Below are 22,636 nucleotides of genomic sequence, written 5' to 3'. Positions count from 1 at the left end.
TCGTGATGGGGCGGCTGGAGCGCAGCATTGTGCTGATCGGCATGATGGGGGCGGGCAAGACGGCCGTGGGCGGCCAGCTTGCGCGGCTGCTTCAGGTGCCGTTCCTTGATTCGGACGAGGCGATCGAGGCTGCCGCCAACATGACCGTGGCCGAAATATTTGCCCGCGACGGTGAGGCGTTCTTTCGCCGCAAGGAGGCGCAGGTGCTGGAGCGGCTGCTGTCCGGCCCGCCGTGCGTGCTGTCCACCGGCGGCGGGGCGTTCCTGTGTGCGCGCAACCGGCATGTGATCGCGCAGCGGGGCGTTTCGGTATGGCTGAAGGTTGATCTGGACCTGCTGTGGGCGCGGGTGCGGCAGCGCACCACCCGCCCCCTGCTGCGCACCGCCAACCCGCGCCAGACCCTGGCCGATCTGCTGGCGGCGCGCACGCCGGTCTATGCCCTGGCGGATGTGACGGTGGAGGCCACGCCGGGCCTTTCGGTGGAGGCCACGGCCCGGCGCGTGCTGGCCGCGCTGGAGGCCCGGCCGGTGTATCGGGAAACCTGACGATCGGGAGGCCGGAGATTTGGGAGCGGACGCGGTGAACGACGCGGTGGACACGGTGCGGGTCGATCTGGGGGCGCGCAGCTATGACGTGCGCATCGGGCCGGGGTTGCTGGCGGGGGCGGGCGATCAGATCGCGCCGCTGCTGGCGCGGCCGCGGGTGGCGGTGCTGACGGACGAGACCGTCGCCGGGCTGCATCTGGAGGGGTTGCGCGCGGCGCTGGGCGCGCGCGGGATCGCCGCGCCCGCGCTGGCGCTGCCGGCGGGCGAGGGCACCAAGTCCTGGGCGCATCTGGCGCGCGCGACCGAGTGGCTGCTGGACCGACAGGTGGAGCGGCGCGACGTTGTGGTGGCGCTGGGCGGCGGCGTGATCGGGGATCTGGGGGGCTTTGCCGCGGCGATCCTGCGCCGGGGCGTGCGCTTCGTGCAGATCCCCACGACGCTGCTGGCACAGGTCGACAGCTCGGTCGGGGGCAAGACGGGGATCAACACCGCGCAGGGCAAGAACCTGGTGGGGGCGTTTCACCAGCCCAGCCTGGTGCTGTGCGACACGGCGGTGCTGGAGACCCTGCCGGGGCGGGACTTCCGCGCGGGCTACGGCGAGGTGGTCAAGTACGGGCTGCTGGGCGACGCCGGGTTCTTCGACTGGCTGGAGGGGCACGGGCCGCGGCTGACGGCCGACGAGGGGCTGCGCCGCCGCGCGGTGCGCCGGTCGGTGGAGATGAAGGCGGGAATCGTCGCGCGCGACGAGACCGAGACGGGCGAGCGCGCGCTCCTGAACCTCGGGCACACGTTCTGCCACGCGCTGGAGGCGGCGACGGGGTATTCCGACCGGCTGCTGCATGGCGAGGGCGTGGCGATCGGCTGCGCGCTGGCGTTCGATCTGTCGGCGCGGCTGGGCCTGTGCGCGCAGGAGGAGCCGTCGCGGGTGCGCGCACATCTGCGCGCCATGGGGATGAAGGCGGATCTGTCGGACATCCCGGGCGATCTGCCGGATGCCGACGCCCTGCTGGCGCTGATGGCGCAGGACAAGAAGGTGCAGGACGGTCGGCTGCGGTTCATCCTCGCGCGTGGAATCGGCAGGGCCTTCGTGGCCGATGACGTGCCGCCCGACCGGGTGCGCGCGCTGGTGGCCGAGGCGCTGGCGGCGCGCTGATCCCCCCGGACAGGGAGCCGCCTCGGGGGGCATCGAGCCCCCTCTCGGCGGCGGGCCTGCGGCCCCGGCCAGGGCCCGGGCGGGGCACCAGGCCCCGGGCCGGGATTGTGCGCGCAATGATCTTGCTCCGGCGTGCCTGCGGGCGTAACAGGCATGCGTGCAGCCGAGGAGGAATACCATGGGATACGCCGATCTCCACGCCCGCAGCATCGAGGACCCCGAGGGTTTCTGGTTGCAGGCCGCCGAGGCCATCGACTGGGTGCGCCCGCCGTCCCGGGCGCTGTGGGATGCGACGGCGCCGGTGTATCAGTGGTATTCCGACGGCCTGGTGAACGCGTGCTGGAACGCGGTCGACCGCCATGTGATCGCCGGGCGCGGCGCGCAGGTGGCGATCATCCACGACAGCCCCGTCACCCATACGGTGCGCCAGATCACCTATGCCGAGTTGCAGGTGCGGGTCGCCAGCCTGGCGGGGGCGCTGGCGGCGCGGGGCGTGGGCAAGGGCGACCGGGTGATCCTGTACATGCCCATGGTCCCCGAGGCGCTGGAGGCGATGCTGGCCTGCGCGCGCATCGGGGCGATCCATTCGGTGGTGTTCGGCGGCTTTGCGGCCAACGAGCTGGCGACCCGGATCGACGACGCCCAGCCAAAGGCGATCATCGCGGCGTCCTGCGGGATCGAGCCGGGCCGGGTGGTGCACTACAAGCCGCTGCTGGACCGTGCCATCGAGATGGCCCGTCACAAGCCCGAGTTCTGCGTGATCTTCCAGCGCGAGCAGGAGGTGGCGGAGCTGATCGAGGGCCGTGATGTGGACTGGTACGGGTTCCAGTACGGCGTCGCCTCGGCCGATTGCCTGCCGGTGGAGGGGGATCATCCGCTCTATATCCTCTACACCTCCGGCACGACGGGGCAGCCCAAGGGGGTGGTGCGGCCCACGGGCGGGTATCTCGTGGCGCTCAACTGGTCGATGAAGAACATCTATGGCGTCGACCCGGGTGAGGTGTTCTGGACCGCCTCGGATGTGGGCTGGGTCGTGGGGCACAGCTACATCTGTTACGGGCCGCTGATCCACGGCAACACCACGGTGGTCTTCGAGGGCAAGCCGGTGGGCACGCCGGACGCGGGCACCTTCTGGCGGGTGATCGACCAGCACAAGGTCGCCTCGTTCTTCACCGCGCCCACGGCGTTCCGCGCGATCAAGCGCGAGGACCCGGAGGCGGCGCTGCTGGACGGCTACGATACCTCCAGCCTGCGCACGCTGTATCTGGCGGGCGAGCGTGCGGACCCCGATACCGTGGAATGGGCGCAGAAGAAGCTGGGCGTGCCGGTGGTGGACCACTGGTGGCAGACCGAGACCGGCTGGGCGATCGCGGCGAACCCGATGGGGTACGATCCGCTGCCGATCAAGGTGGGCTCTCCGTCGGTGCCGATGCCGGGCTATGACGTGCGGGTGCTGGACGAGGGCGGCCATCCGGTGCCCGCGGGCACGCTGGGCGCGATCGCCATCCGCCTGCCGCTTCCGCCGGGGACGCTGCCGACGCTGTGGAACGCCGAAGACCGCTTCCGCAAGGCGTATCTGGAGCACTTCCCGGGATACTACGAGACCGGCGACGCGGGCTACATGGACGAGGACGGCTACCTCTATATCATGGCGCGCACCGATGACGTGATCAACGTCGCGGGCCACCGGCTGTCCACCGGCGCGATGGAGGAGGTGCTGGCCTCTCACCCCGATGTCGGCGAATGCGCGGTGATCGGGGTGGCGGACGAACTGAAGGGGCAACTCGCCTTCGGGTTCCTGTGCCTCAACAAGGGCGTCGACCGTCCCGAGGAGGACGTGGTCAAGGAATGTGTGGCGCTGGTGCGCGACCGCATCGGGCCGGTGGCGGCGTTCCGCCACGCGGTGGTTGTCGACCGGCTGCCCAAGACCCGTTCGGGCAAGATCCTGCGCGCGACGATGGCCTCGATCGCCGACGGCCGGGACTGGAAGATGCCCGCCACCATCGACGACCCTGCCATCCTCGATGAAATCGGGACCGCGCTGGGTCGGCGTGGCTTTCCCAACGCGACTGACTGAGCGGGGAAAGTCGCCGCACGGTTGAGCGATGCGGGCGCGGCGTGATACGGTCCGACCGGACTGGGGCGGGATCGCGCGAATGCATCTGAGGAACGGGCCTGTGGAAGCGGATCGGCGGGACACGGGGCGGCTGACGCCCGGCGAGGCGGCACTGGCCGATCTGGTGACCGCTTTGGCGCAGGTCCCTCCGGGGGGGCTGGACCCCGTGGGGCGGGCGGCGCTGGCGTCGGCGCGGCTGGCGACGGCACGGCTGGCGGCGGGCCCGTGGGGGGTGCCGGTGCCCGCGCCGCGCGATTTGCCGGATCTGGGTGGATATGCGGTGCTGGCGGCCGCCCCGGCGCTGCCGGCGGCGGTGGTCGATGCGCTGCGGGGCGCCGGGGCGCATGTGTTCCGTGCGCCCTCGGTCGCGGCTGCGCTGGGCTGGCTGGAGATCGCGCCCTGTGACCTGGTGCTGCTGGCCCATGACCTCGATGGGGCGGAGGCCGAGGCGGCGCGCGTGCTGACGGCGATTCGCGCCCAGGCCGGCGCGCCGGGGCGCGCGCCGGTGCTGGGGCTGGGGCCATGGGCGGCGGGCGAGGGGCTGGATGCGGTGGTGCCCGTGGCCGCGCCCGGTCCCATCGGCGCGGCGCTGGTGCGCGTGCGCGCCCAGGCCGATGCCGCGCTGGTGGCCGACTGTGCCCAGGAACCCGTGGTCGACGCCGAACGCTATGGCCGGCTGATCGAGATGGCCGGGGCCGATGCCGCGCGTGAGCTGCTGGAGCGGCTGGGCGAGGACCTCGACTCCGTCTCCCGGGGGCTGGTCCGTGCGCTTGCCGACGGGCCGTCCATGGCCGAGATCCGCGCGCAGACCCATGTGCTGATCTCTCTGGCGGGGGCGGTGGGGGCCGATCCGCTGCAACGCCTGGCCGAGGCGCTGAACGCCGCCGCCAACCGGGGCGCGCCCGACGACATCGCGCGGCTGGGCGCGGTCACGCTGGACCGGCTGGGTGTGCTGATGCGCTTCGTGGCCGCGCAGGAGGGGCGCCAGGCCGATGGCGTGGCGCCGATTTGAGCGTCGCCGACAGCGGCGGCAGTCGCGGCACTGACACCGGGCGCCCGCCGCTGCTGCTGATCGAGGACACCCCCTCGTTGCGGCTGGTCTATGAACAGGTGCTGCGCAACGCCGGGCACACCGTCACCTCCGAGATGACGGGCGCGGGCGGGCGGGCGGCGTTTCGCCGGTTGCGCCCGCCGGTCGTGCTGCTGGACCTGATGCTGCCGGACTGCGACGGGCTGGATCTGATGCAGGCGATGCTGGCCGAGGCACCCGAGACCCGCGTCATCGTCATCACCGCCAACGGCTCCATCAACAAGGCGGTGGCGGCGATGCGCGCGGGGGCGCATGAATTCCTGGTCAAGCCCTTTGACGAACAGCGCTTTGTCGATGCGGTGCGCAATGCGCTGGCCGCCAGCGCGCCCGCCGCCCCGGCGGCGCCGCCGCCGCGCCACAGCGCCTTCATCGGCGACTCGCGCCCCATGCAGGAGGTGTACGCCCGCATCGCCTCGGTCGCGCGGTCGATGGCGACGGTGTTCATCACCGGCGAAAGCGGCACCGGCAAGGAGCTGTGCGCCCAGGCCGTGCACGACCAGTCGGGGCGCGCGGGCGGGCCGTTCATCGCGCTGAACTGCGGGGCGATTCCCACCGACCTGCTGGAATCCGAGGTGTTCGGGCACCTCAAGGGGGCGTTTACCGGCGCGATCCAGGACAAGCCCGGCGCGGCGGCGGCCGCCGATGGCGGCACCCTGTTCCTTGATGAGGTCTGCGAGCTCGATCTCAACCTCCAGACCAAGCTGTTGCGGTTCCTTCAGACCTCGCAGATCCAGCCGGTGGGGGCGGCGCGCCCGCGCAAGGTCGATGTGCGCATCGTCTGCGCCACCAACCGCGACCCGCTGGCCGAGGTGCGCGCCGGCCGCTTCCGCGAGGATCTGTACTACCGCCTGCATGTGGTGCCGATCCACATGCCGCCCCTGCGCACCCGTGGCGCCGACGTGGTGGGCATCGCCGCGACCATGCTGCGCCGCTATGCCGCCGAGGAGGGCAAGCGCTTCGAGGGGCTGTCGTTGGAGGTGATCGAGCTGTTCCAGCGCCTGCCGTGGCCGGGCAATGTGCGCCAGCTGCTCAATGTGCTGCGCAATGTGGTGGTGCTGCACGACGGTCCGCAGGTGACGCTGGAGATGCTGCCGCTGGAGCTGCACCACCACGCCGAGCTGGCGCGGCCCGACGGTGACGCGCCGCCCCCCGCCAGCGACGACATCGCCGCCGCGCTGGCGCCGCTGATGGGCCGCACCCTGGCCGAGATCGAACGGCTGGTGATCGAGGCCGCGCTGGCACGCCACGACGGCTCGGTGCCGCGGACGGCGCGCGCGCTCGACGTGGCGCCCTCCACTCTTTACCGCAAACTCGACGGCTGGAACCGGCGCGACGGAGGCTAGTGGTCCGTTTCCGGTTCGAACCGCAGCGCCACGCCGTTCATGCAGTAGCGCAGGCCGGTGGGCTGGGGGCCGTCGGGAAAGACGTGGCCCAGATGCGCGTCACAGCGGGCGCAATGCACCTCGGTGCGGCGCATGAACAGGCTGCGGTCGGTGCGGGTGCCCACGGGCGCCCCCTCCAGCGGCGCCCAGAACGACGGCCAGCCGGTGCCGCTGTCGAATTTCTGCGCCTTGTCGAACAGTGCCGCGTCACAGCACACGCAGTGGAACCGCCCGGCGCCGGCGGGATAATCATCGTGGCTGAAGGCGCGTTCGGTGCCGTGGCGGCGCGTGACCTTGTAGGCGAGGTCCGACAGTTGCGCGCGCCATTCGGCGTCGGATTTCTCCACCCGGTCGGCGGGGTCGACGGTTGCGTCGGTCATGGCGGGGCCTCCTGTGCTGCGGGCACCACGGCGGCGGTGCGCTGTCCCTGATCTAGGCCGCTGCGGTGCGGTGGCCAAGGTCCCGCCTTCTCCGACGCATTCCCCCAGCCGGGCCCCGTTGACGCGGACCCCGTTGACGGCGGCCCGGCGGAGGGATAGCCCGCCCCGATGGCGCGCAACAGTCTTCTGCAACTCTCACAGGTGTCGCTCGGGTTCGGGGGGGCGCCGCTGTTCGACGGGCTCGATCTGGTGGTCCATCAGGGCGACCGGGTGGCGCTGGTGGGGCGCAACGGCTCGGGCAAGTCCACGCTGATGAAGGTCATGGCCGGGCTGGTGGAGCCCGACTCGGGCGCGCGCACCCTCTCGCCCGGGACGACCACCGGCTACATGGAGCAGGACCCCGACTTCACCGGCTTCGCCACGCTGGGCGATTTCGCGGCCCACGGCCTGGAGATCGGCGAGGACTGGAAGGTGGACCGCGAGGCCGAGGGGCTGGGGTTCGATCCCGCGCTGGCCACCGACAAGGCCTCGGGCGGGGAACGCAGGCGCGCGGCGCTGGCGAAACTGCTGGCGGCCGAGCCGGAGCTGATGCTTCTGGACGAGCCGACGAACCACCTCGACATCACCGCGATTCGCTGGCTGGAGGCCCGGCTGGCCGAGACCCGCGCGGCGTTCGTCCTGATCAGCCACGACCGCGCCTTCCTGACCGCGCTGACGCGCGCGACGCTGTGGGTGGATCGCGGACAGGTCCGCCGCGCCGAGGAAGGTTTCGCGACGTTCGAGGCCTGGCGCGACAAGACCTGGGAAGAGGAGGACGCCGCCCGCCACAAGCTGGATCGCAAGATCAAGGCCGAGGCGCGCTGGGCCGTCGAAGGCATCAGCGCCCGGCGCAAGCGTAACCAGGGCCGCGTGCGCGCGCTGGGCGATCTGCGCGCCGAACGCTCGGCCATGATCCGGCGGCAGGGCACGGCGGCGATGGCGCTGGAGGCGGGATCAAGCTCGGGCAAGCGGGTGATCGAGGCCGAGGGCATCGGAAAGTCCCACGGCGACCGGGTGATCCTGCGCGACTTCTCGCTGCGGGTGCTGCGCGGGGACCGCATCGCGGTGGTGGGGCCCAATGGCGCGGGCAAGACCACGCTGTTGCGGCTGCTGCTGGGGTTGGACGCGCCCGACACGGGGACCGTGAAGCTGGGCACCAACCTGGACGTGGCGCTGTTCGATCAGGCGCGCGCGCAGCTGAACCCCGATGCGAGCCTGTGGGACAATCTGGTGGATGACCCCGACATGCGGGTGTCGGGGCAGGCCGATCATGTGATGGTGCGCGGCACGCCGCGCCATGTGGTGGGCTACCTCAAGGATTTCCTGTTCGACGACGGGCAGGTGCGTGCGCCGGTGCGCTCGCTGTCGGGCGGCGAGCGCGCGCGGCTCTTGCTGGCGCGTCTGATGGCGCGCAACTCCAACCTTCTGGTGCTGGACGAGCCGACCAACGATCTGGACGTGGAGACGCTGGACCTGTTGCAGGACCTGTTGTCGGACTATGCGGGCACGGTCCTGCTGGTCAGCCACGACCGCGACTTCATCGACCGCGTGGCCACCGCCACCGTGGTGCTGGAGGGTGACGGCCGCGCCACCGTCTATGCCGGCGGCTGGAGCGACATGATCGCGCAGCGCGGGGACATGCCGTTCGGCGGCGCGGGGGATGTGCCCACGGCCAAACCGACCGCCAAAGCCACGGCGAAACCGGCGGCCCGGGCGAAGCCTGACGCGCTGAGCTTCACCGAACGCCACCGGCTGGAGACCCTGCCCGAGGTCATGGGCCAGCTGGAGGACGACATCGGCCGGCTGTCGGACCTGCTGGCCGACCCCGAGCTGTTCACCCGCGCCCCCGAGAAATTCCGCAAGGCCACCGCCGCGCTGGCCCAGCGGCAGGCCGCGCTGTCGGCCGCCGAGGAGGAATGGCTCGCGCTGGCCGAGCGCGCCGACGGATAACCTCCCGGGCGCCTGCGGTGCCGAAACCACCGCCCCGATACGCAGCCTGACCAAAGCGACGCCCGGCGCAAAGGCCGGGTTCGCGGCTCAGTGCCCCTTGCGGGCCTTGCGGCCGCCGCCGGGCTTGGGTGCGGCCATCGCGCGGGCGCGCTCGGCGGCGCCGCGCAGCTCTTCGGCGATTTCCTCGGCCTCCTCGGGATCGAAGTCGAGCGGCAGGTCCACCCCCTCGCCCGAGATGTAGATGCGCACCTTGCCCAGCGTCGTCGGCCCGATCTGAAGGTCCGCGGCGATATCGCTTTCGCTGTTGATGCCCATGTTCGCCCCCAATGATCCAAGGGTCCTGCGCCTACGCCCGCGGCGCGGCCGATGCAAGACGCCTCAATGGCCGCGCCAGATCCAGCCGCCGCCCAGCACGCGCGTGCTGTCGGGGTCGTAGAAGACGCAGGCCTGCCCCGGGCTGACGCCGGCCTCGGGGGTCAGCAGCTCCACTTCGGCCTCGGTGTCCGACACGGGGCGGATCACCGCCGGTGCCGGCGGGCGGGTGGAGCGGACGCGCACCTCCAGCTCCCATTCCGCGCGTGCGGTCAGCGGGGTGTCGCCCAGCCAGTTGATTTCGCGCACCGGCACGCGGCGGGTGGCGAGGGCGGCGCGCGGGCCGACCACCACCTGCCGTGCCTCGGGGTCCAGGCGCACGACATACAGCGGCTCGGCCAGCCCACCGATGTTGAGCCCGCGCCGCTGCCCGATGGTGTAGCGGATGACACCCTCGTGGCGGCCCAGCACGCGGCCGGACTGGTCCACGATGTCGCCGGGCGCGCCCGCGCCGGGGCGCAGCTTCTCGATCACGCGGGCATAATCCCCGTCGGGTACGAAGCAGATGTCCTGGCTGTCGGGCTTGTCGGCCACCGCCAGCCCGTGGCGTTCCGCCAGCGCGCGGGTGTCGGCCTTGGAGGCAAGCCCGCCCAGCGGAAAGCGCAGGAATTCCAGCTGCTCGCGCGTGGTGGTGAACAGGAAATAGGACTGGTCGCGCATCACATCGGCGGCGCGGTGCAGTTCGGGGCCATGCGCGCCCACCTCGCGGCGGATGTAGTGGCCGGTGGCCATGCAGTCGGCCTCCAGGTCGCGGGCGGTCTCCAGCAGGTCGCGGAACTTCACCCGCTCGTTGCAGCGGATGCAGGGGACGGGGGTGGCGCCGGCCAGATAGGCCTCGGCGAATTCCTCCATCACCGCGTCGCGAAAGGTGTTTTCATAGTCCAGGACGTAGTGCGGGAACCCCATCGCCTCGGCCACGCGGCGGGCGTCGTGGATGTCGCGGCCCGCGCAGCACGCGCCCTTTTTCGCCAGCGCCGCGCCGTGGTCATAGAGCTGCAACGTCACCCCCACGACGTCATAGCCCTGGCTGGCGAGGTCCGCCGCCACGGCCGAGCTGTCGACCCCGCCCGACATCGCCACCACCACCCGCGTCTGCGCAGGCGGCTTGGGCAGGCCCAGCGAATTCAGCGTGGCGTCACGCGGCATGGCAGCTCTCCCGGAAGATCGGGCAAATATAGGAAAATCCCGCACACTCTCAACCCCGCCATCTAACCCAGCGTTAAGCCTCAAAGGCCAAGACTGCGCCACGGGTGTGGAAGGGGGTGTGCATGTTTCTGAAAAAGGTGAACGGGCCACGATCCGTGACGTTGCCCGACGGGACCGTGATGACCCGGGCCGACCTGCCGGGGCCGGAAACCCGGCGCTGGGTCGCCAGCCGCAAGGCCGCCGTGGTGCGCGCCGTGGCGCACGGCCTGATCGCGCGGGACGAGGCGCTGTCGCGCTACGCCCTGTCCGCCGACGAGTTCGAGGAATGGTGCCGCGCCATCGCCACCCACGGAGAGGCCGGGTTGAAGGTGACTGCGCTGCAACGGCTCAAACAACTTTAGATTGAAGTTCACGAAGGCTCTGCCACACTAAGAGGTGATTAACCAATCTTGGTCACTCTCGCCAAGTGTCTGGAAGAGGAGCCCTGAACCGATGCGCATCCTGCTCGTGGAAGACGACCCGACCACATCGCGCAGCATCGAACTGATGCTGACGCATGCCAACCTCAACGTGTATTGCACCGATCTGGGGGAGGAGGGCATCGATCTGGCGAAATTGTACGACTACGACCTGATTCTCCTCGATCTGGACCTGCCGGACATGGGGGGGCTGGATGTGTTGCGGCAGTTGCGGTTGGCGCGAATCGCCACGCCAGTGCTGATCCTCACGGGCGACGATGACACCGAGAGCAAGATCAAGGGATTCGGCTTCGGCGCCGATGACTACCTGACCAAACCCTTCCACCGGGAGGAACTGGTCGCGCGCATCCACGCGATCATCCGCCGCAGCCAGGGCCACGCCCAGTCGGTCATCCGCACCGGCAAGGTGTGCGTGAACCTCGACGCCAAGACGGTCGACGTGGGCGGCACGCCGGTGCACCTGACCGGCAAGGAATACCAGATGTTCGAGCTGCTGAGCCTGCGCAAGGGCACGACGCTGACCAAGGAGATGTTCCTCAACCACCTGTACGGCGGCATGGACGAGCCCGAGTTGAAGATCATCGACGTCTTCATCTGCAAGCTGCGCAAGAAGCTGTCGGAGGCCACGGGCGGCGAAACCTACATCGAGACGGTCTGGGGGCGTGGCTATGTGCTGCGCGATCCCGCGCCGGGGGCGCAGCCCGCGGACATGGCGGTGGGCGCCTGACCGGTCCCGCCGTCTCGGCGGTGCGGGCCTCTGGACGCGGTACGGCCCGGCCACTATCACCCCGGCGCAACGGCAGGTAGCGGGGCGGGGGGATGCGATGGCGGCCGACACGGCGGTGGAACGGCTGACCGAAGCGGAGGCCCGCGCAGAGCTGGCCCGTCTGGCGCATGCGATCACGGCCGCCGACGAGGCCTATCACCAGCGCGACGCGCCGCGCATCCCGGACGCGGAATATGATGCGCTCAAGGCCCGCAACGCCGCGATCGAGGCGCGGTTCCCCGCGCTGAAGCGCACCGACAGCCCCAGTGAGCGGGTCGGCGCCGCCCCGGCCGAGGGTTTTGCCAAGGTCACCCATTCCCGGCGCATGCTCTCCCTCGCCAACGCCTTCGACCCGGCCGAGGTGGAGGAGTTCACCGCCCGCATCCGCCGTTTCCTGGGCCTTGACGCGGAGGCGCCGCTTGCGTTCACCGCCGAGCCCAAGATCGACGGGCTGTCGCTGAGCCTGCGCTACGAATCGGGGCGGCTGGTGCAGGCCGCCACCCGCGGCGACGGCGCGGTGGGGGAAAACGTCACCGCCAACGCCCGCACCATCGCCGACATCCCCGAAACGCTGGACGGCGCGTCCGACCTGCTGCCCGACCTGCTGGAGGTGCGCGGCGAAGTCTACATGACCCACGCCGATTTCGCCGCCCTCAACGCCCGCCAGGCCGACACCGGCGGGCGCAGCTTTGCCAACCCGCGCAACGCCGCGGCCGGATCGCTGCGCCAGCTGGATGCGGCGATCACCCGCGCGCGGCCCCTGCGGTTCTTTGCCTATGGCTGGGGTGAGGTGTCGGCCCCGCTGGCGGACACGCAATGGGACGCGGTCGCGCGCCTTGCCGCGCTGGGGTTTTCCACCAACCCGCTGATGCGGCGCTGCGACGGGGCCTGCGGCATGCTCGCCGCCTGGGCCGAGATCGAGCAGCGGCGCGCCACGCTGGGCTATGACATCGACGGGGTGGTCTACAAGCTCGACGATCTGGCCCTGCAGGAGCGGCTGGGGTTCCGCGCCACCACCCCGCGCTGGGCGCTGGCGCACAAGTTCCCCGCCGAGCTTGCCTGGACCCGGCTGGAGGGGATCGACATCCAGGTCGGCCGCACCGGCGCGCTGTCCCCCGTCGCGCGGCTGACCCCGGTCACCGTGGGGGGCGTCGTCGTCTCCTCGGCCACGCTGCACAACGAGGACTACATCGCGGGCCGCGATTCGCGTGGCGCGGCGATTCGCGGCGGCAAGGACATCCGCGTCGGCGACTGGGTGCAGGTGTATCGTGCCGGCGACGTCATCCCCAAGGTGGCCGATGTGGACCTGTCGCAGCGCCCGGACGATGCTGTCCCCTTCGCATTCCCCGACACCTGTCCCGAATGCGGCTCGTCCGCGCTGCGCGAGCCGGGCGATTCGGCGCGCCGCTGCACCGGCGGGCTGATCTGCCCCGCGCAGGCGGTGGAGCGGCTGAAACACTTCGTCTCGCGCGCCGCCTTCGACATCGAGGGGCTGGGCGCAAAACAGATCGACGCCTTCTGGCGCGACGGCTGGGTGCGCGAGCCCGCCGACATCTTCACCCTGGCCGACCGCTACGGCCAGGGCCCGCGCCAGCTGAAGAACCGCGAGGGGTGGGGCGAGAAATCCGCCGCCAACCTGTTCTCCGCGATCGAGGAGCGCCGCCGCATCCCGCTGCCGAAGCTGATCTTCGCGCTGGGCATCCGCCATGTCGGCGAGGCCGCGGCGGGGCTGCTCGCGCGGCATTACGCCACTTGGGACGCGTTCGAGGCTGCGATCACCGCCGCGCGTCCCGATACGCCGGAATGGGCGGACCTGCTGTCCATCGACGGGGTGGGCGCGGTGCTGGCGACATCCCTGACGGCGGCGTTCCAGAACGACGCGGAACGCGCGCTGATCGACCGGCTGGTGGCGCATCTGGAGATCGAGGAAGCCGCCCGCGCCGCCACCGACAGCCCGCTGGCGGGCAAGACGGTCGTGTTCACCGGCACGCTGGAAAAGATGACCCGGGCCGAGGCCAAGGCGCGGGCCGAGGCGATGGGCGCGAAGGTCTCCGGCTCCGTCTCGGCGAAAACCGATCTGGTGGTGGCGGGGCCGGGCGCGGGGTCCAAGGGCAAGCAGGCCGCCGCCCTGGGGATCGAGACGGTGGACGAGGACGGATGGATCGCCCTCATCGGCGGGGGCTGAGGTGGGCCGCCCCGAGATCCTGTTTCCCCTGTTCGCCGAGGTCGAGACCCTGCCCGGTGTTGGTGCGCGCACGGCCAAGGCATTTGCGGGCCTGAGCCTGGATCGGCTGCGGGACGTGCTGTTCCACCTGCCGACATCCGGAATCGACCGCAGCCGCCGCGCCACCGTGCGCGGGGTGCAGCCGCCCGCCCATGTCACGGTGGAGGTGACGGTCGGCCTGCATGCCCCGCCATCCCGCCCCGGCGGCCCCTATCGCATCCAGGTCCGCGACGCCGAGGCGGAGCTGCAACTGGTGTGGTTCCGCACCCCGGCCGAGCGGTTGCGCGCGTTGATGCCCGCGGGCGCGCGCCGGGTGGTGTCGGGCAAGCTCGACCATTTCGACGGCGTCGCGCAGATCGTCCACCCCGACCATGTCCTGCCCCCCGAGGAGGCGACGTCGCTGCCGCCCTACGAGCCGGTCTATCCCCTCGCCGCCGGGGTGACGGCGCGCCAGATCGCGCGGGCCGCGGCGGCGGCGCTGGAGCGGGCGCCGGAGTTGCCGGAGTGGATCGACCCCGCGTTGAAGGCGCGCGAGGGCTGGCCCGACTGGCGCGCGGCGGTGGCCGCCGCGCACGCCCCCGACGGCCCGGCCGCGCTGTCGCCCGGCCATCCCGCCCGCCAGCGGCTGGCCTATGACGAGCTGATGGCGCATCAGCTGACCCTTGCGCTGGCGCGCGCGCAGCGCCGCCGCAGCGCGGGCCGCGCCAGCCAGGCGACGGGGGCGTTGCAGGCCCGCGTTCTGGCCGCGCTCGACTATGCCCCCACCCGCGCGCAGACCCGCGCGGTGCAGGAAATCGCCGCCGACATGGGCCGCCCCGTGCGCATGAACCGCCTGCTGCAGGGCGATGTCGGCTCGGGCAAGACGCTGGTGGCGCTGATGGCGCTGCTGGTCGCGGTAGAGGCGGGCGGGCAGGGCGTGCTGATGGCCCCCACCGAGATCCTGGCGCGCCAGCACCTCGCCAGCCTTGCGCCGCTGGCGGAGGCCGCGGGCGTCCGGCTGGAGATCCTGACGGGGCGCGACAAGGGCGCGGATCGCGCAGCCAGGCTGGCGGCGCTGGCGGCGGGGGACATCGGGATCCTGGTGGGCACGCATGCGGTGTTCCAGCGCGACGTGGTGTTTGCCGACCTGCGGCTGGCGGTGATCGACGAACAGCACCGCTTCGGCGTGGCACAGCGCATGGCGCTGGGGGAAAAGGGTGTCTCGGACGTGCTGGTGATGACCGCCACGCCGATCCCGCGCAGCCTGTCGCTGGCGCAGTACGGCGACATGGATGTGTCCGTGCTGGACGAAAAGCCCCCCGGCCGGACCCCGGTGACGACCGCGCTGGTGTCGCTGGAGCGGCTGGCGGAGGTGGTCGATCACCTGAAGCGCGCCGTGGCCGAGGGGCGCCAGGCCTATTGGGTCTGTCCGCTGGTGGAGGAGTCCGAGGCCGTCGACCTGACCGCCGCCGAGGACCGCTTCCGCACCCTGCGCGCCGCGCTGGGCGAGGGGGTGTGCGGGCTGGTGCACGGACAGATGCCCGCCGCCGAGAAGGACGCCGCGATGGCCGACTTCATCGCCGGGCGCACCCGTGTGCTGGTCGCCACCACGGTGATCGAGGTCGGTGTCAACGTGCCGAACGCCTCGATCATGGTGGTGGAGCGGGCCGAGATCTTCGGCCTTGCGCAGCTGCACCAGCTGCGCGGACGGGTGGGCCGGGGGGCGGCGGCCTCCACCTGCCTGCTGGTCTATCGCGCGCCGCTGACCGACAGCGCGCGCCGCCGCCTGAGCGTGCTGCGCGACAGCGAGGACGGCTTTCGCATCGCCGAGGAGGATCTGGCGCTGCGCGGCGCGGGCGATCTGCTGGGCACCGCGCAATCGGGGCTGCCGCGATTCCGCGTGGCCGACCTGGAGCGTCAGGCCGGGCTGATGGCGCTGGCGCAGTCGGACGCGCGCAAGCTGCTGGCCGACGATCCGACCCTGACGGGGCCACGCGGCACCGCCGCCCGCGTGCTGCTGTGGCTGATGGAGCAGGACAAGGCGATCCGCCTGCTGACGGTCGGCTGATCCATTCGTTCCCTTAATGTTCTTGACTCATGCCGCCATGGATGAGAACAAAACATTAACAGCAGGACGGAGGACGCCATGATTGCCGAGCTGAAATCCCGTTTGCGCCGTTGCGCTCCGACATTGGTCCAGGATGCGGCCGGCGTGGCCGCGCTGGCGGTGATGCTGATGGTCGGGCTGTATCTGCCGCTGATGTTGTGATGCCGTCTTGCGCCCGGGCACGCCTGCCCCGTCCGGGCGCATCCCTCGCCGTCCCCTTCGGGGGGCGGCCTTTTTTTCAGGCGCAGGCGGTGGCTTCGGCGGTCTTCAGCGCGTCCACCGTGGCCTCGAACGCCAGCAGGATGGAGGCGTGGCGGTTGCGGTACGCGCGCGCCGGCGTCAGCACCTCCAGCCCGTCGAAGGGGGCCGCGGGCACCGGGCCGTCCCCCTTGAGCATCGCGCGCAACCCTTCCAGCGCGGCCTCCAGCTCCGCCCGGGTGCGGCCCAGCACCGCCCCGCCCAGTATGGCCGCCGAGGCTTGACCCAGCGCGCAGGCCTTCACTTCCTGGCCGAAGCGCGCCACACGGCCATCGGCGATGTCCAGATCCACCGTCACCGTCGATCCGCACAACGGCGAGCGGCGCCGCGCGGTTGCCATCGGCGCCTCCAGCCGCCCCGCATGGGGGATGTCGGCGGCCAGCGCGAGGATGCGGCCGGAGTAGAGCTTGATCAGGTCGCTGTCAGGCATGCCTTTCCCCCTGCTGCGCCCCACGATAAATAGCCCGGCGATGGTCCATTGCAAAGGCACGCCCATGCGTTTCGATCCCGCCAGCCTGCGGTACGACGACCGCGGCCTGATCCCCGCCGTCGCCCAGGATCATCGCACGGGTGAGGTGCTGATGGTCGCATGGATGAATGCCGAATCGGTGGCCCGCACGCTGGAGACGGGCCGCGTCACCTACTGGTCGCGGTCGCGCGGGGCGTTCTGGGTCAAGGGCGAGACCTCGGGTCACACGCAGCGGCTGGTGGAGATGCGCGTCGACTGCGACCGCGACTGTCTGCTTGTGCGGATCGAACAGACCGGTCCGGCCTGCCACACCAACCGGCGGTCGTGCTTCTATACCGCCATCCGCGACGGGGCCGAGGTGGAGATCCTCAGCCCCGAAGGCTGAGGCCGACCATCGCCGCGACATCCGCGGGCGTGGCGCCATCGGCACGGAACCGGCGGATCGCGCGGGCATCGTCGCGTTTGGCCAGGCGGCGGCCCGCGCCGTCGCGGATCAGGGCGTGGTGGTGCCAGACCGGCTCCGGCAGATCCAGCAGCCGTTGCAACAGCCGGTGCAGGGGGGTGACGTCGAACAGGTCGACCCCGCGGACCACCTCGGTCACGCGCTGGGCGGCGTCATCGACCACCACCGCGATGTGATAGGATGTGCCGATGTCACGCCGCGCCAGCACCACGTCGCCGAAATCGAGCGCCATTTTCCCCGGGTCGGGGGTGTGGCGGCCGGGATGCAGCGGCCCGGTCTCGGTGAACGCGACCGGCCCCGCCAGCGCCAGCGCGCGTCGCAGATCCAGCCGGACCGCGTCGCCCGGGGTGGCATCGGCCATGCTGCGGCCCCGGCAGGTGCCGGGATAGGGCGGGGTCGTGGCGCCCTCCTGCGGTGCCGACAGGGCCGCGCGGATCTCGGCCCGGGTGCAGCGGCAGGGGTAGCACATGCCCAGCGCCATGAGCCGCTCCAGCGCGGCGGTGTAGTGGGACAGGCGGTCGGACTGACGCCACACCGGTTCCGGCCAGCACAGGCCGAGCCAGCGCAGATCCTCGAGGATCGCGGCCTCATGCTCCGGGCGGCAGCGGGGCCGGTCGATATCCTCGATGCGCAGCAGGCAGGTCCCCGGCCGGCCCCACGCCGTCAGTGCGGAAAACGCATGGCCCAGATGCAGATACCCCGTCGGCGAGGGCGCGAAGCGGGTGATCCCCTCAGGCGGCATCCCGCGCGGCACCCAGCCAGTCCTGGAACGCGGCCTTGGCCCGGTCGGTATAGGCGAGGTACCGGTCGCGCCGCCCGCGCCGTCCGCCCCGCGCGTCGATGGGGGGGAACAGGCCGAAATTCACGTTCATCGGCTGGAAGGTCTTCGCCTCGGCGCCGCCGGTGATGTGGGCCAGCAGCGCGCCCATCGCGGTGTCGGCCGGGGGCGGCGCCATGCTGCGCCCGAGGATTTCCGCCGCCGCCATCCGGCCCGCGACCAGCCCCATGGCGGCGGATTCCACATACCCCTCCACCCCGGTGATCTGTCCGGCAAAGCGGATGTTGGGCCGCGCGCGCAGCCGCATCGCGCCATCCAGCAGCGTGGGCGAGTTGAGGAAGGTGTTGCGGTGGATGCCCCCCAGCCGCGCGAACCGCGCCTCCTCCAGCCCGGGGATCATGCGCAGCACCTGCGTCTGCGCGCCGTATTTCATCTTGGTCTGGAAGCCCACCAGATTATAGAGCGTGCCCAGTGCGTTGTCGCGGCGCAGCTGCACCACGGCGTGGGGCTTGACGGTGGGCGCGTGCGGGTTGGTCAGGCCCACCGGCTTCATCGGGCCGTGGCGCAGGGTCTCGCGGCCGCGCTCGGCCATCACCTCGATCGGCAGGCAGCCGTCGAAATAGCCCGCCGTCTCGCCGGGTTTGAACTCGGTCTTGTCGGCGGCCAGCAGCGCGTCGATGAAGGCCTCGTACTGGGCGCGGTCCATCGGGCAGTTGAGGTAGGCGGTGCGTTCGGCCTCCGTCTCGCCCTTGTCGTAGCGCGACTGGAACCAGGCCTTGGACTGATCGACGGAATCGAAATGCACGATGGGCGCGATGGCGTCGAAGAACGCGAGCGCCTCGGCCCCCGTCACCCCCGCGATCGCATCGGCCAGCGCGCCCGAGGTCAGCGGGCCGGTGGCGATGATCCATTGCCCCGTGGTCGGCAGGGACGTGACCTCGCCCTCGGCCACGGTGATGCGGGGATGGGCGCGCAGGCGGGCGGTGACGGCCTCGGCAAAGCGGTCGCGATCCACCGCCAGCGCGCCGCCGGCGGGCAGGCGATGGGCGTCGGCGGCGGCGATGATCACCCCGCCCGCCGCGCGCATCTCCCAGTGCAGCAGGCCCACGGCGTTGCGCTCGTGATCGTCCGAGCGGAAGGAGTTGGAGCACACCATTTCCGCCAGATGGCCGGTGCGGTGGGCGAAGGTGCCCACCTGGGGGCGCATTTCATGCAGGACCACGGGCACGCCAAGCTCGGCCGCCTGCCAGGCGGCCTCGGACCCGGCCATGCCGCCGCCGACGATATGAAGTGTCTCGGTCATGCCCTGCCATCTAGGCCGAGCAGGGCCCGGAGGGAAGCCCGTTCGGCGGCGACATAGGCCGCGGCCTCGGGCCCGCCGTGGGGGCCGTTGTAACGGCCCAGCCGCTGGGCCGTGGCATAGAACCCCTCGGCCGGCAGCCCGCCGCGGGCCCGTCCGGCCGCCCAGGCCGCGCGGAACGGTCGCCCGGCGGCGGCGTCCTCGGCCATTTGCGCCTCCAGCCATTCGGCCAGCCGGGCGATGCGGCGCGGCCCCTGCAACGCCAGCGCCGCCGCCAGTTTCCCATAGGTGACGGGGCGCCCGCTGCGGGCTGCCGCCAGAAGCGCCGCCTCCAGCGCCTCATTGCCCATGGGACTGCCCCGGGCGACAGCGGGATGCAGGGTCAGCCGCCATTCTCGGGCGCGTCGTCGGGGGCTTCGGGGCCGGTCTCGGCGATGCGGGCGACCGAGACGACTTCCTCTCCGGGGGCGGTGTTGAACACCCGCACCCCGCCCGCCCCGCGCGAGCGGAACGAGATCCCCGCCACCGGACAGCGGATCGATTGCCCGGTGGAGGACGCCAGCATGATCTGGTCGGCCTGGTCGACGGGAAAGGCCGCGACCAGCGGCCCGCCGCGCATCGCGCGGTCCATCGCCGCCACGCCCTGGCCGCCGCGCCCGCGCACGGGATAATCATGGCTGGACGACAGCTTGCCGAAGCCGCGCGCGGTGATGGTCAGGATCAGATCCTCGGCCGCCGACATCTCGGCGTAGCGGGTCTGGGGCAGGGCCACGTCGGCCACGGTTTCCTCGTCCTCGTCGGGCTCGGCGCCGTCCTCCAGCGCGCCCTCGACGGCGCGGCGCATCCGAAGATAGGCCGCGCGCTCCTCGGGGGTGGCGCTGAAGTGGCGGATCACGGCCATCGAGACCACGCGGTCGTCGTCGGACAGCCGGATGCCGCGCACCCCGGTGGAATCGCGGCCCTTGAACACCCGCACGTCCGTCGTGCGGAAGCGGATCGCCCGGCCCAGCGCGGTGACCAGCAGCACGTCCTCGTCCTCGCCGCAGATGCGGGCATTCACGAGGCTGACGCCCTCGGGCAGTTTCATCGCGATCTTGCCGTTGCGCATCACGTTGGCGAAGTCCGACAGCGCGTTGCGCCGCACGTCGCCCGCCGAGGTGGCGAAGAAGATCTGCAGGTCGTCCCACTCACCCTCGTCGCGGTCCACGGGCATGATGGCGGCGACCGACACGCCGGGCTGGATCGGCAGGATGTTGACGATCGCCTTGCCGCGCGCGGACCGGCCCGCCTGCGGCAGGCGCCAGCACTTCAGCTTGTAGGCCATGCCGTCGGTGGTGAAGACCAGAAGCGGCGTGTGGGTGTTGGCCACGAACAGCGTCGTGACGACGTCGTCCTCCTTGGTGGCCATGGACGACAGGCCCTTGCCGCCGCGCCGCTGGGCGCGGAATTCATGCAGCGGCGTGCGCTTGATGTAGCCGGACTGGGTCACGGTGACGACCATGTCCTCGCGCTCGATCAGGTCCTCGTCGTCCATGTCGCCGACCCAGTCGACGATTTCCGTGCGCCGCGGGATGGCGAACTGGTCGCGGACCTCGCGCAGCTCCTCGGCGATGATCTCCATGATGCGCGCGCGCGAGCGCAGGATGTCGAGGTAGTCGCGGATCTTGCCCGCCAGATCCTGCAGCTCGTCGGTGACCTCGCGCACGCCCATGGCGGTCAGGCGCTGCAGGCGCAGCTCCAGGATCGCGCGGGCCTGCTGTTCCGACAGGTTGTAGGTGCCGTCGTCGTTGATGGTGTGGCTGGGGTCGTCCACCAGCCGGATGTAGTCGGCGATGTCGGCGGCGGGCCAGGGCCGGGTCATCAGCCGCTCGCGCGCCTCGGCCGGGTCGGCCGAGGACCGGATGGTGGCGACCACCTCGTCCACGTTCGACACCGCGACGGCCAGACCGCACAGCAGATGCGCGCGCTCGCGCGCCTTGCGCAATTCATACGCGGTGCGGCGGGCGACGACTTCCTCGCGGAAGGTCAGGAAATGGGCGAGGAAGTCGCGCAGCGTCAGCTGTTCGGGCCGGCCCCCGTTCAGCGCCAGCATGTTGCAGCCGAAGCTGACCTGCATCGGCGTGAAGCGGAACAGCTGGTTCAGCACCACCTCGGGCGTCGCGTCTCGCTTGAGGTCGATGACCACGCGCACCCCGATGCGATCGGATTCGTCCTGCACATGGGCGATGCCCTCGATGCGCTTGTCGCGGGCGGCCTCGGCGATGCGTTCGACCATCACCGATTTGTTCACCTGATAGGGGATCTCGTCCACGACGATGGAGAAGCGGTCCTTGCGGGGCTCCTCGATGTGGGTTTTCGCGCGCACCAGCACCGAGCCGCGCCCCTCCAGATACGCCCGACGCGCGCCGGAGCGACCCAGGATCAGCCCGCCGGTGGGGAAGTCGGGCGCCGGCACATGCTCCATCAGGTCTTCGGAGGTGAGGTCGGGGTTCTCGATCAGCGCCAGCGTGGCGGCGATGACCTCGCCCAGGCTGTGGGGCGGGATGTTGGTGGCCATGCCGACCGCGATGCCGCCCGCGCCGTTGACCAGCATGTTGGGATACCGCGCCGGCAGGACGGTGGGTTCGCGGTCCTGGCCGTCGTAGTTGTCCTGGAAGTTGACGGTGTCCTTGCCGATGTCGGCCAGCAGCGCCTGGGCGGCGCGGTCCATCCGGACCTCGGTGTAGCGCATGGCGGCCGCGTTGTCGCCGTCCATGGAGCCGAAGTTGCCCTGTCCGTCCAGCAGCTTGAGCGACATCGAGAACGGCTGCGCGAGCCGCACCAGCGCGTCATACACCGCCGAGTCGCCGTGCGGGTGGTATTTCCCGATCACGTCGCCGACGACGCGGGCGGATTTCCGGTACGGCTTGTCGTGGGTGAAGCCGTTCTCGTGCATCGAGAACAGGATACGCCGGTGCACGGGCTTCAGCCCGTCGCGCAGGTCCGGAAGCGCGCGGCTGACGATCACGCTCATGGCGTAATCGAGGTAGGAGGCGCGCATCTCGTCGACGATGGACACCGACGGGAGGCTGGGCGTTTCCGGCGGATTTTCAGGCGGTTCGGAGGTGTCGCTCACGGTGCTCTGCCTTTGGTGGCCGGTCCCATATCTGGGGTCTCCCCCTTATAGCCCAGCCCGCATCTGGGGTGCAATGGCGCCGGGGGCGTTGTGAGCAGCCGCATGGGGTGAGTGCCAGCGTATTGTTTATATTGATTATTCATGACTTCGCGGCATCATGATTCGGACCAGTGCAGAAGGGGGCGCGCGATGCAGCCGAGCGATACCGAACTGATGCTGAAGGGCTATGGCCTGACGACGGCGGAGTTTTTCTACCGGATGCCGGACCACCGCAGTGTCCTCAACAGTTATGTCTGGCAGATGCTCGATCTGGCACCCGATTATCCCCGGCTGTTCGCCTTCATCGAATTCTGGCAGCGCGAGATCGACGGGCCGCTGCATTCGGTGCGCTTTACCCATCGCCGGATGGTTGCCCCCGGGGACTGGCGGCAGGTGGTGGCGGAGTTTCCGGTGCCCTGACCCCATGTCCCCCATGCGACCCCGTGCTGCGACGCGCCTGTTGCGCGCCCCGGCGACGGTCGTCCC

General features: G+C 71.1%; 21 protein-coding genes. 13 read left to right on the top strand and 8 right to left on the bottom strand.

Features of this window, described 5'->3' with window-relative positions; all coding sequences use genetic code 11:
• The first annotated feature begins 2 nt into the window (after window positions 1-2).
• The 5 genes from CCR87_RS06410 to CCR87_RS06390 all read left to right on the top strand — a co-directional run bounded on the left by CCR87_RS06410 (window position 3) and on the right by CCR87_RS06390 (window position 6,247).
• Window positions 3-545: a shikimate kinase gene (locus CCR87_RS06410; protein WP_201156730.1), complete on the top strand. Its 543-nt coding sequence runs from the start codon at window positions 3-5 to the stop codon at window positions 543-545.
• Between the two features lie 34 nt (window positions 546-579).
• Window positions 580-1,698, top strand: a complete 1,119-nt coding sequence (gene aroB, locus CCR87_RS06405; protein ID WP_201156729.1) for a 3-dehydroquinate synthase — start codon at window positions 580-582, stop codon at window positions 1,696-1,698.
• 178 nt (window positions 1,699-1,876) lie between these two features.
• Window positions 1,877-3,775, top strand: coding sequence for a propionyl-CoA synthetase (locus CCR87_RS06400; RefSeq protein ID WP_201156728.1), 1,899 nt, complete (start codon window positions 1,877-1,879; stop codon window positions 3,773-3,775).
• Window positions 3,776-3,875: 100 nt separating this feature from the next.
• Window positions 3,876-4,826 carry a hypothetical protein gene (locus CCR87_RS06395; protein ID WP_207186572.1) on the top strand — a complete coding sequence of 317 codons (951 nt, stop codon included), beginning with the start codon at window positions 3,876-3,878 and terminating at the stop codon, window positions 4,824-4,826.
• On the top strand, window positions 4,823-6,247 hold the full coding sequence (locus tag CCR87_RS06390; RefSeq protein WP_201156726.1) for a sigma-54-dependent transcriptional regulator: 1,425 nt from the start codon (window positions 4,823-4,825) through the stop codon (window positions 6,245-6,247). The genes CCR87_RS06395 and CCR87_RS06390 overlap by 4 nt, the downstream gene beginning before the upstream one ends.
• On the opposite strand, the gene msrB is transcribed toward CCR87_RS06390, so the two are convergent.
• On the bottom strand, window positions 6,244-6,666 hold the full coding sequence (gene msrB / locus CCR87_RS06385; protein ID WP_201156725.1) for a peptide-methionine (R)-S-oxide reductase MsrB: 423 nt from the start codon (window positions 6,664-6,666) through the stop codon (window positions 6,244-6,246). The genes CCR87_RS06390 and msrB overlap by 4 nt on opposite strands.
• A gap of 168 nt (window positions 6,667-6,834) precedes the next feature.
• Between msrB and CCR87_RS06380 the strand changes: the two genes are divergently transcribed.
• Window positions 6,835-8,655, top strand: a complete 1,821-nt coding sequence (locus CCR87_RS06380; RefSeq protein ID WP_201156724.1) for an ABC-F family ATP-binding cassette domain-containing protein — start codon at window positions 6,835-6,837, stop codon at window positions 8,653-8,655.
• Window positions 8,656-8,742: 87 nt separating this feature from the next.
• Here CCR87_RS06380 and CCR87_RS06375 read toward each other — a convergent pair whose 3' ends face one another.
• Window positions 8,743-8,970, bottom strand: coding sequence for a DUF6324 family protein (locus tag CCR87_RS06375; protein ID WP_201156723.1), 228 nt, complete (start codon window positions 8,968-8,970; stop codon window positions 8,743-8,745).
• A gap of 63 nt (window positions 8,971-9,033) precedes the next feature.
• Complete coding sequence (gene mnmA / locus CCR87_RS06370) at window positions 9,034-10,173, bottom strand: tRNA 2-thiouridine(34) synthase MnmA (RefSeq protein ID WP_201156722.1); 1,140 nt, start codon at window positions 10,171-10,173, stop codon at window positions 9,034-9,036.
• 122 nt (window positions 10,174-10,295) lie between these two features.
• Here mnmA and sciP point away from each other — a divergent pair, with 122 nt between their 5' ends.
• The 5 genes from sciP (at window position 10,296) to CCR87_RS17500 (ending at window position 15,890) form a co-directional block, all read left to right on the top strand.
• Complete coding sequence (gene sciP / locus CCR87_RS06365; RefSeq protein WP_201156721.1) at window positions 10,296-10,574, top strand: CtrA inhibitor SciP; 279 nt, start codon at window positions 10,296-10,298, stop codon at window positions 10,572-10,574.
• A 91-nt stretch (window positions 10,575-10,665) separates the two neighbouring features.
• Window positions 10,666-11,379 (top strand): response regulator transcription factor CtrA, encoded by a 714-nt coding sequence (gene ctrA / locus CCR87_RS06360; protein ID WP_201156720.1) that lies wholly within the window; start codon window positions 10,666-10,668, stop codon window positions 11,377-11,379.
• A gap of 97 nt (window positions 11,380-11,476) precedes the next feature.
• Window positions 11,477-13,603 (top strand): NAD-dependent DNA ligase LigA, encoded by a 2,127-nt coding sequence (gene ligA / locus CCR87_RS06355; protein ID WP_201156719.1) that lies wholly within the window; start codon window positions 11,477-11,479, stop codon window positions 13,601-13,603.
• A gap of 1 nt (window position 13,604) precedes the next feature.
• Window positions 13,605-15,689 carry an ATP-dependent DNA helicase RecG gene (gene recG, locus CCR87_RS06350; protein ID WP_201156718.1) on the top strand — a complete coding sequence of 695 codons (2,085 nt, stop codon included), beginning with the start codon at window positions 13,605-13,607 and terminating at the stop codon, window positions 15,687-15,689.
• Window positions 15,690-15,767: 78 nt separating this feature from the next.
• Window positions 15,768-15,890: a hypothetical protein gene (locus CCR87_RS17500; protein WP_274609753.1), complete on the top strand. Its 123-nt coding sequence runs from the start codon at window positions 15,768-15,770 to the stop codon at window positions 15,888-15,890.
• Window positions 15,891-15,966: 76 nt separating this feature from the next.
• On the opposite strand, the gene CCR87_RS06345 is transcribed toward CCR87_RS17500, so the two are convergent.
• On the bottom strand, window positions 15,967-16,416 hold the full coding sequence (locus CCR87_RS06345) for an iron-sulfur cluster assembly scaffold protein (protein WP_201156717.1): 450 nt from the start codon (window positions 16,414-16,416) through the stop codon (window positions 15,967-15,969).
• Window positions 16,417-16,480: 64 nt separating this feature from the next.
• Between CCR87_RS06345 and hisI the strand changes: the two genes are divergently transcribed.
• The gene (gene hisI / locus CCR87_RS06340; RefSeq protein WP_201156716.1) at window positions 16,481-16,840 is read left to right on the top strand and encodes a phosphoribosyl-AMP cyclohydrolase; all 360 of its coding nucleotides are present in this window, start codon (window positions 16,481-16,483) and stop codon (window positions 16,838-16,840) included.
• Here hisI and gluQRS read toward each other — a convergent pair.
• From gluQRS to gyrA, 4 genes are read right to left on the bottom strand one after another with little or no spacing between them, the layout of a single operon-like run.
• Window positions 16,824-17,660, bottom strand: coding sequence for a tRNA glutamyl-Q(34) synthetase GluQRS (gluQRS, locus tag CCR87_RS06335; RefSeq protein WP_201156715.1), 837 nt, complete (start codon window positions 17,658-17,660; stop codon window positions 16,824-16,826). The genes hisI and gluQRS overlap by 17 nt on opposite strands.
• Window positions 17,650-18,999: a methylenetetrahydrofolate--tRNA-(uracil(54)-C(5))-methyltransferase (FADH(2)-oxidizing) TrmFO gene (trmFO, locus tag CCR87_RS06330; RefSeq protein WP_201156714.1), complete on the bottom strand. Its 1,350-nt coding sequence runs from the start codon at window positions 18,997-18,999 to the stop codon at window positions 17,650-17,652. The genes gluQRS and trmFO overlap by 11 nt, the downstream gene beginning before the upstream one ends.
• Entirely contained in the window at window positions 18,996-19,346 is a 351-nt protein-coding gene (locus CCR87_RS06325) for a hypothetical protein (RefSeq protein WP_201156713.1), read from the bottom strand. Before CCR87_RS06325 ends, trmFO begins: the two co-directional genes overlap by 4 nt.
• 32 nt (window positions 19,347-19,378) lie before the next feature.
• Window positions 19,379-22,036 carry a DNA gyrase subunit A gene (gene gyrA / locus CCR87_RS06320; protein ID WP_207186575.1) on the bottom strand — a complete coding sequence of 886 codons (2,658 nt, stop codon included), beginning with the start codon at window positions 22,034-22,036 and terminating at the stop codon, window positions 19,379-19,381.
• Between the two features lie 264 nt (window positions 22,037-22,300).
• On the opposite strand from gyrA, the gene CCR87_RS06315 reads away from it, so the two are divergent.
• Window positions 22,301-22,570: an usg protein gene (locus CCR87_RS06315; RefSeq protein WP_201156711.1), complete on the top strand. Its 270-nt coding sequence runs from the start codon at window positions 22,301-22,303 to the stop codon at window positions 22,568-22,570.
• Window positions 22,571-22,636 lie beyond the last annotated feature (66 nt).

This window comes from Rhodobaculum claviforme (genome assembly GCF_016653255.1).
GTDB lineage: Bacteria > Pseudomonadota > Alphaproteobacteria > Rhodobacterales > Rhodobacteraceae > Rhodobaculum > Rhodobaculum claviforme.
The sequence above is the reverse complement of the archived record's forward strand: the minus strand, read 5'-3'. Positions and strand labels throughout refer to the sequence as shown.

Bases quoted from the DNA above. Each gene is read 5' to 3' on its own strand.
- CCR87_RS06400 (WP_201156728.1), top strand. From the start codon at position 1,877: ATGGGATACGCCGATCTCCACGCCCGCAGCATCGAGGACCCCGAGGGT.
- msrB (WP_201156725.1), bottom strand. From the start codon at position 6,666: ATGACCGACGCAACCGTCGACCCCGCCGACCGGGTGGAGAAATCCGAC.
- CCR87_RS06380 (WP_201156724.1), top strand. From the start codon at position 6,835: ATGGCGCGCAACAGTCTTCTGCAACTCTCACAGGTGTCGCTCGGGTTC.
- CCR87_RS06375 (WP_201156723.1), bottom strand. From the start codon at position 8,970: ATGGGCATCAACAGCGAAAGCGATATCGCCGCGGACCTTCAGATCGGG.
- mnmA (WP_201156722.1), bottom strand. From the start codon at position 10,173: ATGCCGCGTGACGCCACGCTGAATTCGCTGGGCCTGCCCAAGCCGCCT.
- sciP (WP_201156721.1), top strand. From the start codon at position 10,296: ATGTTTCTGAAAAAGGTGAACGGGCCACGATCCGTGACGTTGCCCGAC.
- ctrA (WP_201156720.1), top strand. From the start codon at position 10,666: ATGCGCATCCTGCTCGTGGAAGACGACCCGACCACATCGCGCAGCATC.
- ligA (WP_201156719.1), top strand. From the start codon at position 11,477: ATGGCGGCCGACACGGCGGTGGAACGGCTGACCGAAGCGGAGGCCCGC.
- CCR87_RS17500 (WP_274609753.1), top strand. From the start codon at position 15,768: ATGATTGCCGAGCTGAAATCCCGTTTGCGCCGTTGCGCTCCGACATTG.
- CCR87_RS06345 (WP_201156717.1), bottom strand. From the start codon at position 16,416: ATGCCTGACAGCGACCTGATCAAGCTCTACTCCGGCCGCATCCTCGCG.
- hisI (WP_201156716.1), top strand. From the start codon at position 16,481: ATGCGTTTCGATCCCGCCAGCCTGCGGTACGACGACCGCGGCCTGATC.
- gluQRS (WP_201156715.1), bottom strand. From the start codon at position 17,660: ATGCCGCCTGAGGGGATCACCCGCTTCGCGCCCTCGCCGACGGGGTAT.
- trmFO (WP_201156714.1), bottom strand. From the start codon at position 18,999: ATGACCGAGACACTTCATATCGTCGGCGGCGGCATGGCCGGGTCCGAG.
- CCR87_RS06325 (WP_201156713.1), bottom strand. From the start codon at position 19,346: ATGGGCAATGAGGCGCTGGAGGCGGCGCTTCTGGCGGCAGCCCGCAGC.
- gyrA (WP_207186575.1), bottom strand. From the start codon at position 22,036: ATGCGCGCCTCCTACCTCGATTACGCCATGAGCGTGATCGTCAGCCGC.
- CCR87_RS06315 (WP_201156711.1), top strand. From the start codon at position 22,301: ATGCAGCCGAGCGATACCGAACTGATGCTGAAGGGCTATGGCCTGACG.